Consider the following 16,553-nt stretch of genomic DNA (forward strand, 5'->3'; position numbering starts at 1 on the left):
TTAAGAAACCTCGCATGCTGACATGGTACTGGTATCACCGTTACTTTGTGGGATATAGTATACACCGTTCCCCAAACTGCTAAACTGCCGCATGAAGATCCGGGAGTTCTTGTTCGGAAAGCTTGTCTATGTGCAGGACAAAGTAGTTGGTCAGCTGCAGTGGATAGCTACTGACCGCAAAAGTGCCGGCTATTTTAAAGGAGCCTGCACATTCGGGCCCACCGGGCATACACTCGATATAAGCTTCGATGCGCCACGCACTGGCCCCACAGCGGCACAAAAGGTTTTTTATCATGCTATTGAGACACATTACCCTCAACTGGCCGACCTCGCCCAGGTGCTTATTGTGGCTGAATTTCGCAACTGGGAACCCGGCTTCACGGTGCATGATTTTCAGGCCGAATTCTGGCCGGTTGGGTTGCATATTCCATTACTGACAGAAAACCAGCCAGTAGGATGGGAGCTTTTCTTTGAAACGCACCACGACCCGAACCATACGGTTACCGTCCTCTGGCGCAATTTCGACCCGTACTTTGTTCGGATAGACGGCTAACCTACCTCTCCTCAACCTATGCCAACCACTGCCATCCCCAAGAAGATCCTGGCCCGCCAGTACGAAATAACTGCCGACTTCACCCGGCTGGTACATGCCCACGTTGATGATCTGGTGGCCGGGCGGGCCACGGAGGCACTGGAAATCCGGGATTTTGCTGGCCAGCTGTGCATTCATCCTACCCACCTCAGCAACACGCTCAAGCTCACGACCGGCGAAGCGCCCTGCGCTATTTATGAGCGCAAACTGGTGGCGGAATCCAAAGCACTGCTGCTCGACCCGCGCCTGTCAGTGGCGGAAGTGGCCGCCCGGTTGACCTACGACCCGTCTAACTTCACCAAGTTCTTCAAGCATTTCGTGGGCACCACACCCCGGCAGTACCGCGAGGAACTGTGGGCCGTGCAACGGGAGTCCAGCGCGGCGTGATCTGCTTATCCTGTTCAAGAGGTTTTAGGATGCTTATCAGTTTGATGCATGAAGAAATTGCTGGGTTCCCTTCTGTTTGCACTGCTGGTTTTGCTGGTTTACTAGCTGGTTTCTACGTTGTTCGGCCGGGGGGATTATGTGTACGAACGACTTCCTCAGGTCAAAGTCGGGATGAATCAATCAGAAGTAATTGCGCTGTTAGGCAAGCCGGATACAGCATATGTCTGGCCTGGTGAGCCAGCTGCGCAAGTGCTGGAATATGCTATGGGCTTTGGCGCGCCAGATGCTGCCCGTGTCTTTCTAGAGCATGATACGGTAACTGGCGTGACGTATAACCAATGAGCCAACGCCTACTGCCTGACGGTATGATAAGATGTAAAAACGGAAACTGTCACCAGTTAAACTGAACTACTCACCAGAGCGCGGCGGCTCCCGAGCCCGACCTTTGCCGTATCACTTAACCCAAGAACGCGCATGAGCACCAGCAAAATAGCCCTCGTAACCGGCGGTAGCCGTGGCCTCGGTAAGAACATGGCCCTGAGCCTAGCCGGCAAAGGCATTGATGTCATTCTGACCTATCACAGCAAAAAAGACGAAGCTGATGCCGTAGTAGCCGAAATTGAGGCGCAGGGCCGTAAAGCTGCCGCCCTGCAGCTCGACGCTTCCGACACTACGTCCTTCGACGGTTTCTTTGATCAGGTGAAGGCCGCGCTACAGGCCACCTTCAGCACCGATACGTTCGATTTCCTCATCAACAACGCGGGTACGGCCCTATATGCCATGTTCGCCGATACCACGGAGGCGCAGTTTGATGAGATGGTTAATGTCCACCTAAAAGGGCCGTTTTTCCTCACCCAGAAGGCCCTGCCGCTGCTCAATGACAGTGGGCGGATCATCAATATCTCGTCGGGACTGGCACGGTTTTCCAATCCCGGGTCTTCGGCCTATGCCAGCATGAAGGGCGCTATTGAAGTGCTGACCCGCTACCAGGCCAAGGAGTTGGGTACCCGCGGTATTGCCGTAAATACGGTAGCCCCCGGGGCCATTGAAACCGACTTCGGCGGTGGCATGGTGCGCGACAACAAGCAGATCAACGACCACCTGGCCGGGGCCACGGCCCTTGGTCGGGTGGGGCTGCCCGATGATATCGGTCCGGTGGTGGCTTTCCTCTGCACTGAGGACGCTAAATGGGTGAATGCGCAACGCCTGGAAGCTTCCGGCGGCATGTTCATCTAACCAAACGCCGGCAACGCGCCAAGCGGCGAAACGCACAGTGGCCCGTATCCAGCCTCCCCGGCCGGGTACGGGCCACTGTCGTTAGGGTAGTCGGTTAGAAGATCTGTACGTTGAAATGCACGCCGCCGTACTCGCCCATGCGCGTATCAATGGGGTAGGCCCCGCGCTTGATTTTGATGGCGTGTGCACCCAGCGCATCGGTTTCGGGCTGGGCCACGAAGAACTCCTCCGTGGGCCGGATGGTTAGCACTTTCACTTCCGGGTCGAAGGGCGTGAGGAACTGCACATCAAGGCGCTGCTGCCGTAGCGTGAGACGCACGCGCGGCGTGCGCAGGGAGGGGCCGCCGGTGCGCTCCGTCATGTCGGGCGTGGAGGCGACGCCACAGGCTCCCTGGCCCCACAGACATTGCTCATACTGAGCATAACCCCGCATGTAGGAGTCGGTGGAGGTGGTGCGGGCCACGGTGCTGTTGGCTGCCGACGTTTGGCTAATTGTCTGGCTGGGGGTGATTTCCTGTTCGCAGCCGCAAAGCAGGAGCAGGCTGAGAGGAAGAAGTTTGGTCACGTGTGTAGAATGGTTAGGTGGGAAAAGAACGGGGGCAAGATAGAAATTTGCCGTAGAGCGTATCACGGAATAACAAAAAAAGACCAACCGGCTGGTTGGTCTTTTCAGGAGTGTTAATTTCGTTTAAAACGTGTTTCTGGGTACTTTAAACGTGAAAAAGCGGGCGGGCTGGATTCCAGATACCCCAGGGTATCATAAGAAGAACAAGCAGTAGTGCAATTAAAAACCAGGTAAATGCCTTCCTGTGCTTCAGCACGGGGTCGGTGGATTTTTTGGATAAGGTCCGGCCTACCTGAGCGGCTATTACCGCCAGCAACATACCCACTAGGTGCTCCACGGCGAAGAACCGGCTGGTAGGGTCCTTCATTACGGCACTGCCCGCCGTTTCAAAAGCCTTAACGCCCACCGGGCTGATGAAATACAGAATAATCCCCAGCAGCAGCTGCAGGTGCATGGAGCCTACAAAGGCTGCGCCCATGCCGTTATCGGCCCCCACGTAGGGCTTACGCCCCTGCCATCCAGAGAAAGCGCGGAAAATGGCAATCAGGCCAAAAATGAGAACGAGCCAGCGCGTCCAGGAGTGGAGGAGAAGTACAGGTTGGTACATGAACAGAAAAGGTCAGAAGGTGAAGTGGAGGCGGTAAAGGTCGGGGCTAGCGGCGAAATTGCTACAGCTTGGAGCATAAATTCTGGCTTCCGACTCTATTTAGAGGCTTCAAAAAGAGAAGGAGCCGGCTCGTGCTTATGGCCTTCGAATGAAAAAATCTTCTCCGGCACAAACTGCTCGCCCTCTTCCCGCAGAATAGCCAGATTAGTGACGGCCAGCTTTAAGTTAAATGTCTGATGGTTAAGGTATTGCATTACGGGGCCCAGCAGCTCGGGCGTGGTATCATGCAAAGCCAGGGAAATATGGGGCAGCCAGCAGTCGGGGCCGCTGAATTTATCGGTGCGCAGGCACAGCGGCGCCGTGGCCCGCAGCACCCGCCGGTGCAGATGGTTGAGCGCATCGGAGCGCAGTACTGGGATATAGATGACCGGATTGGGCCCCGGGAAAACACCCAGGCCGGTAGTATGGGCCACGAATGGCTGCGTATGGCGGGCCACGTCGCGCAGTACCTGCTTCAGGGCGGAGAGCTTACGGACGCCGGCCAGCTGGTAGGTGATGTGCGGATCGGGGGTGGCCTGCACGTCATCAAGCCCGAATTCCGACTCCAGGCTCTTAATCAGGCGGTTGATCCGATCCGCGTTCTGGGCGTTCAACAGGGAGGTTATAGCAAGCATCGGTCTTTTAACTGGAAGCACGTACGATTAGTTGGCTGGCTGGCGAATCCGGCCACCGGAAAGCTGGGCCTGGGCTACTACCGATAGCACATTACCGCTTCGGCGTATGGGCCGGAGTTGCGCCGGTAGCAGCGACGTAAGGTCGTCGGGAACCGAGAGCATACAAAGTGGGACAGCAGGAAAACAGGTGGTAGCTCGGTAAAGCGAAGGTAAGATTTCCAGGCTGATTAGGCCGTTGGCTGGATGCAACCAGACTAGGACAAAAGATGTACATACCGCTAATAGTCCCTGACTGCCCTTCCGCAAGTCCTGCCGTGCCTACCCAACCTGTCTTACCTTCCGTTGCTGTTCCTGCTTCTCGCCGCCGTTGGGGCCATTGGCTGCTGGTAGTGGTAGGGTTATTGGCCGTAGGAATATGGGCCGGACTCACGTTCTGGCTCGACCCCTGGTTGCGCCGCGCGCTGCAGGAGAAAGTACAGACCGCCAGCCATGGCCGCTACCAGTTGCGCATCGGTGAGCTGCACACCAGCCTCTGGCACCGCCGCGCCGAACTGCGCGCCCTGCACCTGCGCACCGTCGGGCGTACGGCTGATTCGGCGCGGCTGCCGCAGGTGGAAGCTACGTTGGGTACGCTACAAATAGCGGGCGTTGGCCTATGGCAGCTGCTCCGGCGCAGCGAAGTTCCGCTGGATAGTGTGACGCTTAATGCTGTGACCGTGCAGCTGAGTGGCTGGCCCCAAAGCGCGTCCGCGTTGCCCCTGCACCGGCAGTTGCCAATAGAAGGGCTGCTGATTGGCAAAGTAGTCGTGCGGCACGCCCAGGGTTTGTACGGTGCGGCAAATACACCTGCCGTACGAATAGGGGATGCGACTTTGTTACTCTGGGATGTGCGATTCAGTGCGGCCGGCGCGGCCGATTCCAGCCGTATCGGGTACGCGGCGGCCGTGGCAGTGGAGGTCCGCAACCTGATGGCCCAGGTGCCCGGCCACCAGCTGCGCCTGCGCCGCCTGATGGCAGCCTCCGGGTCGCGGCGGCTGGAAGCCGATTCCATGACCATTCATCCGTTGCAAAGCATCACCTCCCGGCGAAGCCGCAATGTGCGGGTGAGTCTGGCCTTGCCTCGGCTGGTACTGACCGGGGTAGATGCCGCAGGCCTTACGCGCCGGCAGTTTCAGGCCGATTCGTTGTGGGTTGCCTCCCCCCGGATGGCCCTGACGCTGCCCGCCCGCAAACCACCCGCGCTGCACGAAGCACTGGCCCCGTATCTGCGCCAGTGCCAGTTGAAAACTTTAGTAGTTACCAATGGGCAGGTGCGAATAGCCGGTACAGAGCTGGCCCCGGCCGTGGCCGATGTGCATATCACCGGTTCCCGGGTGCAGGTGTTGCCGTATGCTGGCCGGCCGGTGGGCATGTACTACGCGCAGGCCTGGCGGGTACAAACCGGCCGCGCCACGGCCACGCTCAACGCGCCGTACTACCACCTGGCTTGGCAGCGGCTGCGTGCCGATACACGAGCGGGCCGGCTACAGCTGACGAACATAGCGTTAATGCCCACGATGTCGGTGGTGGAGCTGGCGCAGAGCAAGGGCCATCAGGCGGCCCACGTAACGGCTCGTATCTCTGAGCTGGCACTTACCGGGCTCGATTTCCCGGCGGCCCTGAACCAGGCGCAGCTGCGGGCTGCTACTCTTACAGTGCGTGCTCCCCGCGTCACTACCCGGAGCGACGGGCGCTTTCCGATCAATCCGGCCATTTCCCGCGTGACGCCCGAGGCTCTGGGGCGGGTGCCGTTCCGCTTTGCTCTGCAGCTGCTACAGGTCAGGCAGGCCACTATCACCATGCTGTACCGGTCCCCACGCAGCCCACAGCCCGGCTCCCTACAGATAACCCGGTTTGCGGGTACGCTGCGCAACCTCAGCAACGACCCGCGCCGCATGAATGCCACGCACCCTCTTACCGGGGAGGCCAGCGGCCGGCTCCAGAATCAGTGCCTGGCCCGCCTGACGCTGCGGGCAAATCTGCTGGACCCGGCCGGGCGGCATACCGTTACGGGTGTGTTCGGGGCAGCTCCTTTAGCCATCCTCAACGCCATGACGGTGCCAACCCGGGGCCTGGGTTTCAAGAGCGGCCAGATAAACAGGATTCGCTTTCAGATGGAGCTAAGCCAAGCTGCCGCCGAGGGGACCATGTGGGGGCACTACACCGACCTGAAACTGCAGCTGCTTAACCGCCAGAACAAGCCGGGGTTGCTGCACCGCGCCGGGACTTCCCTGGTCAACGGCATTTTTATTCGGGACAACAACCCCCGACGGCCCGGGCAGCCGCTGCAGTCGGGGCGGATGAGTTCGGGTCGGGAGCGGCGTTTTTCGGTGTTTTCGCTGTGGCGGCAGGGGCTGGTGAGCGGCTTGCTGAACAGTGCCGGAGTACCCTCGGGGCTGGCCAAAAAACTCAGTGAAGGAGAATAGCCCGTTACGCTGCCGGGGCAAAAGCCGGGGGAGCATAACGGGCTATCAGGCAATGATGTGAGCAGGCTCTAGAACTTCACCCGGGCAATGGTGAATACCGATACGGGCGGGTTCTGGCTGGCCTGCAAAGCGTTGAGGTTGGAGTACAGCACGTAGCTGTCGGCACCCTCACGGCGGGCCAGGGTAGTAGGGTACTGCGGCGGCGTGCTGAACGTACCCGATACCGTCGCCGTGGCCCAGGCATCGGCCGAGGTGAGTCGGTACACTTTAGCCTGGGCGTTGGTTACCACCTGCAGCGTATTGTTATCCTGCAGCAGCAGGCCATCGGCACCCATCAGATTTTGGGCACTGGCTACCTTGGTGAAAGCCGTGGGGTTGGTCAGCGGGACCTTGAACAGCACGCCTTCGTTGGATTTAGCCACCAGCAGGTACCCATCCGGATGGTACACAATACCATTGAGGCCAAAAGCTCCGGCCGGCGCGGCCAACTGCGCATTTTCCAGAAAAATGGTAGCCACACCCTGCACATCCACTTTGTAGATGATAGGAGAAAAACTGTCGGTGACGTACGCGTTGCCCTGGGCATCCACGGCAATATCATTGGCAAAATGGTTCTGCCCGGGGCGCAGGGCCCCCAAGTCGGTGTAGCTGAGGCGCTGGCCGTTGGCCCGGTTGAAGCTGGCCAGACCGGCTAGCTTGCGCTGGGTAGCGGTAGAAGTACGCGCCGTGTTATAGCCCGGGTCAGACACGGCCACCAGCAGCCGGTTACGGCCCTCATCCAGACGCATCCCGATGGTGGAAATCAGCACGGCATCGTCGGCAAACTGCGTATAGGTGCCGTCGTCCTTCACCTGCCCGATGGCCCCGCGCGTTTGGGAACTCACGAAAAAGCGGTTGTCGGTGGCATCGTACTGCACGCCTTCGGGGTAGAGGCCCGCCTGCGTAAAAGCCACCGCGTCGGGCACGCCGGGGGAGGTGGTTTCATCGTCGTCATCGGAACAGGCAGGTGCCAGTAGGGCCGTAAGCAACAAGGCGGCCAGGGTGCGGACCGGAAAAACAGGAAGAGAAACAGGCATAACGCGGAATTGGATGTTGGTACATCCGTGCTTACGGCGTGCGTACGGCTTCGCCCGTGTAGAATTATGCCGACATAGGCGGCCCCGACACCTGTTGCTGCCGGAGCCAGTAGTAAGCCGTAGCCAGATCATCAAAGGATGCCACCGTGGGGTTGGCCAGGTACTGCACAATGGCTTCCGAGGCCCGGCGCTGCGGAAAAGTGGGAGCGTATACCCAGGCCATGTAGTGCAGGCCCGCGGTATGCATCGTCCGCAGCCAGCTAATACCCCATTCCGTTACCTGAAAAGATGGGTGCGTGATGTTGGTATTGTCGTTCAGGATTTTGGCGACGGGCCGCTGGCGTATCACCTCCAAAATCAGCAGGCAGCCCTGCCGCGTCGAGTCTTGGTTATGTACGCCCTGCCAGTTCACGTATAGCCACTGGTTGTCGTGGTCGTAGCTGATGGTTAGTTGTGGTAGTTCCAGAATAAGTTCGAGTTGCATAGAGGCAGGTAGAGCAGCAAGGGTGGGATACGGTAGTAGAACAAGCGGATAGCAGCTGGAAAAACGATAATCCGGCAGACCTTGTTGCCTGAAATACGGCCAGCTGCAACAAGTTTGGGGCTGATTATGTGTAGGAACACGAAATAATGCGCTAGGGGGAATAAATACGCGGCCTGTCTCCGATTAGATGTGTTTCCCTGCTACCTTGGAAAACCAAACCTGCCTCTTCCTGCACCGTATGAACCGCCGAATTTTCCTGCGTAACGGCTCCCTCGCCGGCCTCGCTCTCTCCACCGTTTCCCTTGCCGCCTGTTCCTCTGGCTCCGATAAGCCTGCCACGCCTGCTACTGATGCTGCTGCCAGTCCCGTCGCCGGTTTCGAGTTGCACGAAGCCACCGTGGCCGATTTGCAGGAGAAGATGAAAAGCGGTCAGCTTACGGCCCGCCGCATCACGGAACTGTACTTAGAGCGCATTAAACAGCTCGACAAAGCCGGCCCGAAACTCCATGCCGTGCTGGAAACCAACCCTGACGCCCTCAAGCTTGCCGATCAGCTGGATGAGGAGCGCAAAAGCGGCAAGCTGCGTGGCCCGCTGCACGGGATTCCGGTGCTCATCAAGGACAACATCAACACCGCCGATCAGCAGCAGACTACCGCCGGCTCCCTGGCCCTGGCCGGCCACAAGGCGCAACAGGATGCCTTTATTATCAAAAAGCTACGCGAAGCCGGGGCTATTGTGCTGGGCAAAACCAACCTGAGCGAATGGGCCAACTTCCGCTCCACGCGCAGCACCAGCGGCTGGAGCAGCCGGGGCGGTCAGACCAAAAACCCGTACATCCTCGACCGCACGCCCAGTGGTTCCAGCTCCGGCTCGGGCGTGGCGGCGGCGGCTAACTTCTGCGCTTTGGCCATCGGCACCGAAACAGATGGTTCCATTGTGTCGCCGGCCTCCTGCTGCGGGCTGGTGGGCTTCAAGCCGACGGTGGGCCTGTGGAGCCGCGCGGGCATCATCCCTATTTCCGCCACCCAGGACACGGCCGGCCCCATGACCCGCACCGTCCGCGACGCGGCTATTCTGCTGGGGGCGTTGGCCGGTGAGGACGCCGATGATGCCGTGACCAAGGAAAGCACCGGCAAAATTCAGTCCGATTACACGAAATTTCTGACGCCGAACGGCCTCAAAGGCAAACGCCTCGGGGTGGAGAAAGGCCACCTGAAAGGCTCCTCCGATGCCATTGCCCTGCTGCAAGCAGCCTTGGAAGTGCTGAAGGCCCAGGGTGCGACCATTGTGGAGGTAGAGGTGGAAAAGCAAACTGACCCGTTGGGGGAGGCTGAGTACGACGTGCTGCTCTACGAGTTCAAGGACGGCGTGAACAAGTACCTGGCCACGGCCGGCGCGGGCGTGAAAACCCTCTCGGATGTCATCCGCTTCAACACCGAAAACAAGCCCAAAGCCATGCCCTTCTTCCAGCAGGAAATTCTGGAAGCCTCCGAGAAGCTGGACGGCCTCAGCAGCCCCAAGTACCAGGCAGCGCTACGCAAGTCGCACCAGGGAGCCCGCGCTGCTCTAGATGGCGTGCTGCGCGAAAACAAGCTCGACGGCATCGTGGCCATTACCAACGCTCCCGCCCGTTGCATCGACCTGATTAACGGCGACGGAGGCGGCGGCCCGGGGTTTTCGTCGCCGGCGGCTATGGCGGGTTATCCGCACATTACGGTGCCCATGGGCCAGGCGCACGGCTTGCCGGTAGGCCTCTCCTTCGTGGGCGGCGCGTACCAGGAAGGCCCCTTGCTGACGTTGGCTTATGCGTACGAGCAGGCCTCGAAAAAGCGGGTTGCTCCGGAATTCAAGGCTCCGTTTGTGGGGTAGACGCACCCCGACAGCTGTAAGCGCAATACTCCGGGCCGGCGGCGCCTCGGGGCGGTAGTCCGACTACTGCCCCGAGGCGCCGCCGGCTGTGTTGGGTAGACTAACAAGGCGACGGAAAGAGCAGGTTTTTACTTGTTTTTTAAGTGTGCGGTATCAGCATCATGCTACTTGCTCAGGTGGGAGAAAGGAAGGAGAAGGGCGTTTCCCCGGGTGTGTCGTAGGTGTTTCGCTCACCGTAGCAGACAGGAAGGCCAGGAGTATCGGCCTTGGAAGTTTCGCTGGAAGCTGGCTTATTTGAGCCGTATATCCCTGACGTAAAGCTGCCTGTGGTAGCCTGTTTAGGGTTGTTTCTCCGCATTGATGCAGGATATAGCTGGCCCGATGGTACCTGCTTCCTGTTACCGCTGTCGGCCGGGCAGGCAGGCAGGCAGTTCTGACCCGCTCTTTCGAACACCCTACCACCACAACCTTTCTACACCCATGAAAAAACTCTATTCCTACGGGGTAGGTGCGGCCCTGCTGTTGGGCGGGCTGCCCACCCAGGCTCAGAACCGGCCCGCCGGCCCGGCGTATTCTCTTGGTACCACCCAGGCCCTGGTGCAGCAGCTCGAAACCCAGGTTGCCGCCGATGCCGCCCGCCGCCAGAGCCCCACGGTGGGATTGCAAGTATCGGCCACCAAAACCTTTACCGGCAAAGTCAACTTCCGTCAGAACCTCAGCAAAACCGGGGAATACGTGGTGGGGGAAATCCAGGATGTACCCAATTCCTCCTTCTTTCTGCGGATTGAAGGCGCAACCGTGGAAGGCAATATCCTGCTGAAAAACACGAAGCAGGCCTACCGATATTCGGCTGATAAGGAGGGCAGGGTGATAGTGCAGGAGGTGGATATCGACAAGGTTATCTGCATTGACTACAACAAGCCCGTGGGCTACCGTGACCCAGTGCCCACGCCCGCTACGGCCAACCGGGCGGCAGTAGTTTCGCTGCAGAGCTACCCCGGTGCCCGGGGCTGCATCATGCTCGACTTTGATGGGTATTACGTGCCGGCCGGTGGCCGCTGGAACAACGGCAACCCCATTAACGCGGCCGGCTCCGGCATGAGCGACGCCGCCATTCAGGAGTTCTGGGAGGTAGTCAGTGAAGATTACCGGCCCTTCAGCATGAACGTCACGACCGACGAGAATGTGTTTAATTCCTACCCCAAGAACATGCGCATGCGGTGCGTGGTAACGCCCACCAACACGGCCGCCCCGGGCGCAGGCGGCGTGGCCTACATCGGGGCCTTCAGCCAGAATACCGACGAGCCGTGCTGGGTGTTTGTGCTGGCGGGCAAATCGGGCGGCGACGCGGCTTCCCACGAGGTGGGCCACACCATGGGCCTGGGCCATGACGGCCGTAACAACCCCGCCGAAGGCTACTATACCGGCCAGGATAATTCGGGCCCCTGGGCCCCCATTATGGGTGCTGGCTATTACAAGCCGGTGGCGCAGTGGAGCCGGGGCGAGTACAACCGGGCCAACAACCAGCAAGACGACCTGGCAATTCTGGCCAGCACTACCTGGAACGTAGGCTACCGCAACGACGACCACAGCAACGGCCTGGCCGGGGCCACGGCGCTGGCCCGTAGCGGCAACAGTCTGTCCGGCTCGGGCATCATTGAGCGGACCGTCGACCAGGATTATTTCTCCTTTTCCACCAGCGGCGGCGCGGTTAGCCTGAACCTGAGCACGGTAGGCCGGCACGGCAACCTGGATATCGTGGGCCGCCTATTCAACAGCAGCGGCGGCCTAGTGGGCACCTACGATACCCAGGGCAGTCTTAGCACCACGCTTAGTGCCAACCTGGGCGCGGGCACGTACTATCTCCAGATTGACGGTACCAGCTTCGGCAACCCCGCTACCGATGGCTATTCCGATTACGCCTCGCTGGGCACGTTCAGCATCTCGGGTACGGCTCCGGCCGCTGTCAGTGGCGTGGCTACCGTCTTCAAGGACTGCAACTACACCGGCACGGCGGTTAGCCTGGCCGTGGGCGACTACAACCTGGCCGCTATGCAGGCCCGGGGTATTCTCAATGACGATATTTCGTCCCTGACCGTAACCGGCGGCTACCAAGTGGTACTGTACGAAAACGACAATTTCACTGGTACGTCGCTCACCATTACGGGGGGCAATACCTGTCTGGTTGGCAACGCGCTGGGTACGGGTAACTGGAACGACAAAGCCACCTCGCTACGGGTGCAGCCGGCCAGCAGCGCATTCAGTATAACCTTGCAGGCCGAAGCTGCCAGCGTAAACAACGGCATGATGGTAGAAGCTTGCTCGGAAGGCGGCCAGAACGTGGGCTACGTGGACGCGGGCGACTATTTGGTGTGGAACGGCATCAATTTCCCCACCTCGGGCACCTATACCATCGAGTACCGCGTAGCCAGTCCTTCGGGCGGCACTATTTCGGCAGACCTGAACGCGGGCGGTATTCAGTTCGGTAACTCAGCCATTCCCGGCACCGGCGGCTGGCAAACATGGACCACCGTGGCCAAAACTGTGACTATCAACGCCGGAACCTACAATTTCGGCATCTACGCGCAAACCGGCGGCTGGAACCTCAACTGGGTGCGAATTACCAAGGCAGGCGTGGCTCGCACGGCATCCGTAGCCACCTCCGGCACCAGCCTGGGTGATGCGGCCGAGGTGCTGGAACTCTACCCGAATCCGGTAACCGACCGGCTGCTGCTGCGTGCGGCGCAGGACCTGACTGGCAGTCAGTACCAGATTCTGGACAGCTGGGGCCGGCCGGTTCTTAGTGGGACCGGGGGTACAGGTAGCATCGATGTATCGGGCCTGAAACCGGGAATGTACGTGCTGCGGCTGCTTTCCGCCGATAAAGAGCCGGTGACGCGCCGCTTCCAGAAATAGGTGTCATCAACTTCAGCGGGTAAGGTCAGGCGGCCTTACCCGCTGTTTTTTATCAACCCATGAAACCGAACAGCGGCTTTCAGCGCGGTAGCAGGCAACTGGTGGGCGGAATGCTGCTGGTCCTGCTGATAGGGGCCGGCCCGGCCGCCGCCCAAACCAAAAGTCCGAAGCGGGGCCTGGCCTATGGCTACCACTCCGCCGCCGATATGCAGGTGCTGGCTCCCGGCATCAGTTGGTGGTACAACTGGGCCTCCCAGCCCGACGCCGGTGTGGCCGGCGTGTACCCCGGCCTGGGCGTAGAGTACGTGCCGATGCAGTGGGGACGCAACCTGGGCAGCGGCACCGTAACGGCCAATCAGCTGGCAGCTACTATTCCCAACAGCTCCCGCTACCTGCTGGGCTTCAATGAGCCGAATTTCCTGAGTCAGGCCAACCTCACGCCCTCCCAGGCGGCGGCCCTGTGGCCGGTACTGGAGGAGGTGGCCCGCCGCAAAAACCTGGCTCTGGTGTCGCCGGCCGTGAACTACTGCGGCAGCTGCGTTTCAGAAAACGGGGTGACGTACTATTCGCCCACGCAGTACCTGGATGCCTTTTTTGCCGCCTGCCCCAGCTGCCGCGTCGATTATATTGCGGTGCATACCTACGTGTGCGAGGAGCGGTGGCTGCGGGAGAAGATTGCCGAGCTGAAGCGGTATAACAAGCCCATCTGGCTGACGGAGTTTGCCTGCGGCGACCTGCCCGCCAGTCAGATTACGCTGCCCGCGCAGCAGAAGTATCTGCTGGATGCCGTGAATTACCTGGAGAAGGAGCCAGCCATCTTCCGCTACGCCTGGTTTTCGGGCCGCAACAACGAAATTCCCAATATCAATCTACTGGGTAATTCCGGCCAGCTGACCGCTTTGGGCCAACAGTACGTGAGCCTGCCGGCAGGGTGGGAGCCGGGCCGCATCCGGCCCGTGAGCATAACGGCTTCCTCCCAGGAAAGTACTTCCACCAACGCGGCCAACGCCACCGATGAAAATATTAACACCCGCTGGGGTAGCACGTTTGCCGATCCGCAGTACCTGACCCTGGACTTCGGCAGCCTGCAGCAGATCAGCCGCGTGCAGTTCAGCTGGGAAGCCGCCTACGCCAAAGACTACCAGTTGCAAACCTCCCCGGACGGCCTTACCTGGACGACTATCCAGACGGTACTGAACGGCGACGGGGGCGTGGATAACCTGACCGGCCTGAACGCCCGGGGCCGTTATCTGCGCCTCTACGGCACCCGCCGCGCCACTGCCTACGGGTATTCGCTCTGGGAAATTGAAGTATTCGGGGGCTCCGTAAACGCGCCTTTGGCTACGCGCGGCCGGCAGAACGCGGAAGCCCTGCACCTCTACCCAAACCCCGCCGATACGGAGCTGCACCTGGTTCTGCCCGGAAACACCCGCCTCCGCCGCCTGACGGTGACGGATGCCCTGGGCCGCCTTGTCCTGACAAGCACTGCCCCCGGTGATGCCCTGAATATTGCCGCACTGCCCGCCGGCCTCTACGTGCTGCGTGCCACTACCACCGACCACCGGCAGCTCACGCAGCGTTTCATGAAGCGCTGATTTTGGTACCTCGTCCTCTTTCAACCACCACATCCTACCCGTATGAAAACAACTACTTTTCTTAAGCAAGCCCTGGCGGCGCTGGTGCTGCTGCTGGCTTCGGTGCCGGTATTTGCCCAGTTCCGGGTTATCGGCTATGTGCCTTCCTGGGCCGGTGATGTGAGCTCCGTGCAATATGGTAAGCTCACGCACATCAACTACGCCTTCCTGCTGCCAACCGCTACCGGCGGCCTGCAGCCCATCGAAAACCCCGCGAAGCTGCAAAACCTGGTGGCTACGGCCCACGCCAACGGCGTGAAGGTGCTCATTTCGGTGGGCGGCTGGAACAATGGGGATGACAGCGCCTTCGAAACTATCGGGGCCAATGCTAGCTACCGTAATGCCTTCGTGACCAATCTGGTGAACTTCGCCAATCAATATAACCTCGATGGGGTAGACATCGACTGGGAATACCCGGATGCCGGGGCCTTGGCCAATAATTACGCGGTCCTCATGCAGCAGCTTGCCACCGAAATGCACAACCGCGGCAAGCTGCTCACGGCGGCCGTGGTAGCTACTGGCGGCGCGGGAGTGCTCAACAGCGTGTTCGGCTACGTGGATTTCCTGAACCTGATGGCCTACGACGCCAACAACTTCGACCACTCCACCTACGACTACGCGGTGCAGTCTATCAACTATTGGAAGGGCCGGGGTCTGGCAACCAGCAAAACCGTATTGGGCGTACCCTTTTACGGCCGGCCCAGCTGGGAATCCTACGCCCAACTGCTAACACGGGGGGCCAGTCCCAACGCCGATGTGTTCAACGGCGTGGGTTACAACGGTATTCCCACCATCAAGAGCAAAACCAACCTCGCCTTCGATCAGGCCAGTGGTATTATGATCTGGGAACTGTCGCAGGATGCCATTGGGGCCAATTCCCTGCTCACGGCCATTAACCAGGTGGTGGTGCAGCGTGGCGGCAACACAGCGCCTGCCCAAGCTATTCCGGGTAAGCTGGAGGCCGAAGGCTTCACCGCTCAGCAAGGCACCGACAAGGAGCCCACCACTGACACCGGCGGGGGCCAGAATGTAGACTACTTCGAAACCGGCGACTGGCTCGACTACACCGTGAACGTAGCTTCGGCCGGCACCTACGCGGTAGGCTTCCGGGTAGCCTCGGCCAACGGTGGAGCCACGCTGCAGCTGCGCAACGGCAACGGTGCAGTGCTGGGGAGCATTAACGTGGGCAATACCGGCGGCTGGCAGAGCTGGCAGACCATCAGCACCACCGTAACGCTGCCGGTGGGCCGGCAGGTGCTGCGCCTGTACGCCTCGGCCTCCACCGGCTGCAACGTCAACTGGCTCAATTTCACCGGGGCTACTTCCTCGTTCAGCACCACTTTCCAGGCCGAAAGCTACAGCTCCATGAACGGCGTACAGGTAGAAAGTTGCTCCGATGCCGGCGGCGGCCAGAACGTGGGCTATATCGACGCTGGCGACTGGCTGGCCTACAGCAACCTTACCATCCCGACCACCGGCAGCTACCTCATTGAGTACCGCGTGGCCAGCCTTGGTGGGGGAACCGTATCATCGGACCTGAATGCAGGCTCTGTTCAACTGGGTAGCACGGTTATTCCGGCCACCGGCGGCTGGCAGAGCTGGACCACGGTTTCGCGCACCGTTACGCTCAATGCCGGTACTTACAGCTTTGGGGTGTATGCCCAAACCGGCGGCTGGAACCTCAACTGGGTGCGCATCAGTAAAGCCGGCGTGGCCCGCGTCAGTAGTGCGGCCGAGCCCACGCCGACTGCGCTGAACACAACGCCAATCAGCTTGTTCCCCAACCCGGCAACTGACCGCATAACCGTGCAAGGAACGGAGCTGCTTGGTAGCTCTTACCAGGTGCTGGACGCTTACGGCAAGGTAAAAAGCAGCGGTATTGTCAGCAGCAAACAAGTAGATCTGTCGGGACTGCCAAGCGGTGTATATACACTGCGGATTGTGACGCCCCAGCACCAGAAAATAACACGTCAGCTTATCAAGCAGTAACGTTACCGCCAGACGGAAAAATAAACAGCCCCCCCAAAAGCTCAATCTGGCTTTCAGG

At 60.0% G+C, this 16,553-nt stretch carries 14 protein-coding genes; 8 read left to right on the forward strand and 6 right to left on the reverse strand.

Features of this window, described 5'->3' with window-relative positions:
• Positions 1–91: 91 nt before the first annotated feature.
• From HSW_RS07870 to HSW_RS07880, 3 genes are all read left to right on the forward strand, one after another.
• The gene (locus tag HSW_RS07870) at positions 92–553 is read left to right on the forward strand and encodes a hypothetical protein (protein WP_044001489.1); all 462 of its coding nucleotides are present in this window, start codon (positions 92–94) and stop codon (positions 551–553) included.
• 18 nt (positions 554–571) lie between these two features.
• Positions 572–979 (forward strand): helix-turn-helix domain-containing protein, encoded by a 408-nt coding sequence (locus tag HSW_RS07875; RefSeq protein WP_044001490.1) that lies wholly within the window; start codon positions 572–574, stop codon positions 977–979.
• Positions 980–1,453: 474 nt separating this feature from the next.
• Positions 1,454–2,215 (forward strand): SDR family NAD(P)-dependent oxidoreductase, encoded by a 762-nt coding sequence (locus HSW_RS07880; protein WP_044001491.1) that lies wholly within the window; start codon positions 1,454–1,456, stop codon positions 2,213–2,215.
• A 94-nt stretch (positions 2,216–2,309) separates the two neighbouring features.
• On the opposite strand, the gene HSW_RS07885 is transcribed toward HSW_RS07880, so the two are convergent.
• The 4 genes from HSW_RS07885 to HSW_RS24945 all read right to left on the reverse strand — a co-directional run bounded on the left by HSW_RS07885 (position 2,310) and on the right by HSW_RS24945 (position 4,223).
• Complete coding sequence (locus HSW_RS07885) at positions 2,310–2,780, reverse strand: hypothetical protein (protein WP_044001492.1); 471 nt, start codon at positions 2,778–2,780, stop codon at positions 2,310–2,312.
• Positions 2,781–2,925: 145 nt separating this feature from the next.
• A complete protein-coding gene (locus HSW_RS07890) occupies positions 2,926–3,387 on the reverse strand; it encodes a hypothetical protein (RefSeq protein WP_044001493.1) in 462 nt (153 codons plus the stop codon).
• A 95-nt stretch (positions 3,388–3,482) separates the two neighbouring features.
• Positions 3,483–4,061 (reverse strand): 2'-5' RNA ligase family protein, encoded by a 579-nt coding sequence (locus HSW_RS07895; RefSeq protein ID WP_052346234.1) that lies wholly within the window; start codon positions 4,059–4,061, stop codon positions 3,483–3,485.
• A 27-nt stretch (positions 4,062–4,088) separates the two neighbouring features.
• Positions 4,089–4,223, reverse strand: coding sequence for a hypothetical protein (locus HSW_RS24945; RefSeq protein WP_262489410.1), 135 nt, complete (start codon positions 4,221–4,223; stop codon positions 4,089–4,091).
• Positions 4,224–4,375: 152 nt separating this feature from the next.
• On the opposite strand from HSW_RS24945, the gene HSW_RS07900 reads away from it, so the two are divergent.
• Positions 4,376–6,526: a hypothetical protein gene (locus tag HSW_RS07900; RefSeq protein ID WP_155832877.1), complete on the forward strand. Its 2,151-nt coding sequence runs from the start codon at positions 4,376–4,378 to the stop codon at positions 6,524–6,526.
• A gap of 68 nt (positions 6,527–6,594) precedes the next feature.
• Here the strand turns inward: HSW_RS07900 and HSW_RS07905 are convergent, their stop codons facing one another.
• Positions 6,595–7,602: an SMP-30/gluconolactonase/LRE family protein gene (locus HSW_RS07905; protein WP_197031965.1), complete on the reverse strand. Its 1,008-nt coding sequence runs from the start codon at positions 7,600–7,602 to the stop codon at positions 6,595–6,597.
• 64 nt (positions 7,603–7,666) lie between these two features.
• A complete protein-coding gene (locus HSW_RS07910; RefSeq protein WP_044001495.1) occupies positions 7,667–8,086 on the reverse strand; it encodes a hypothetical protein in 420 nt (139 codons plus the stop codon).
• Between the two features lie 238 nt (positions 8,087–8,324).
• On the opposite strand from HSW_RS07910, the gene HSW_RS07915 reads away from it, so the two are divergent.
• The 4 genes from HSW_RS07915 to HSW_RS24525 all read left to right on the forward strand — a co-directional run bounded on the left by HSW_RS07915 (position 8,325) and on the right by HSW_RS24525 (position 16,495).
• A complete protein-coding gene (locus HSW_RS07915) occupies positions 8,325–9,956 on the forward strand; it encodes an amidase (protein WP_044004304.1) in 1,632 nt (543 codons plus the stop codon).
• Between the two features lie 480 nt (positions 9,957–10,436).
• Complete coding sequence (locus HSW_RS22655) at positions 10,437–12,872, forward strand: carbohydrate-binding protein (protein ID WP_052346236.1); 2,436 nt, start codon at positions 10,437–10,439, stop codon at positions 12,870–12,872.
• A gap of 59 nt (positions 12,873–12,931) precedes the next feature.
• The gene (locus HSW_RS07930) at positions 12,932–14,467 is read left to right on the forward strand and encodes a glycosyl hydrolase (RefSeq protein WP_071883082.1); all 1,536 of its coding nucleotides are present in this window, start codon (positions 12,932–12,934) and stop codon (positions 14,465–14,467) included.
• A gap of 42 nt (positions 14,468–14,509) precedes the next feature.
• Positions 14,510–16,495: a carbohydrate-binding protein gene (locus HSW_RS24525; protein WP_052346237.1), complete on the forward strand. Its 1,986-nt coding sequence runs from the start codon at positions 14,510–14,512 to the stop codon at positions 16,493–16,495.
• Positions 16,496–16,553: the final 58 nt, after the last annotated feature.

The organism is Hymenobacter swuensis DY53 (assembly GCF_000576555.1).
Lineage (GTDB): Bacteria > Bacteroidota > Bacteroidia > Cytophagales > Hymenobacteraceae > Hymenobacter > Hymenobacter swuensis.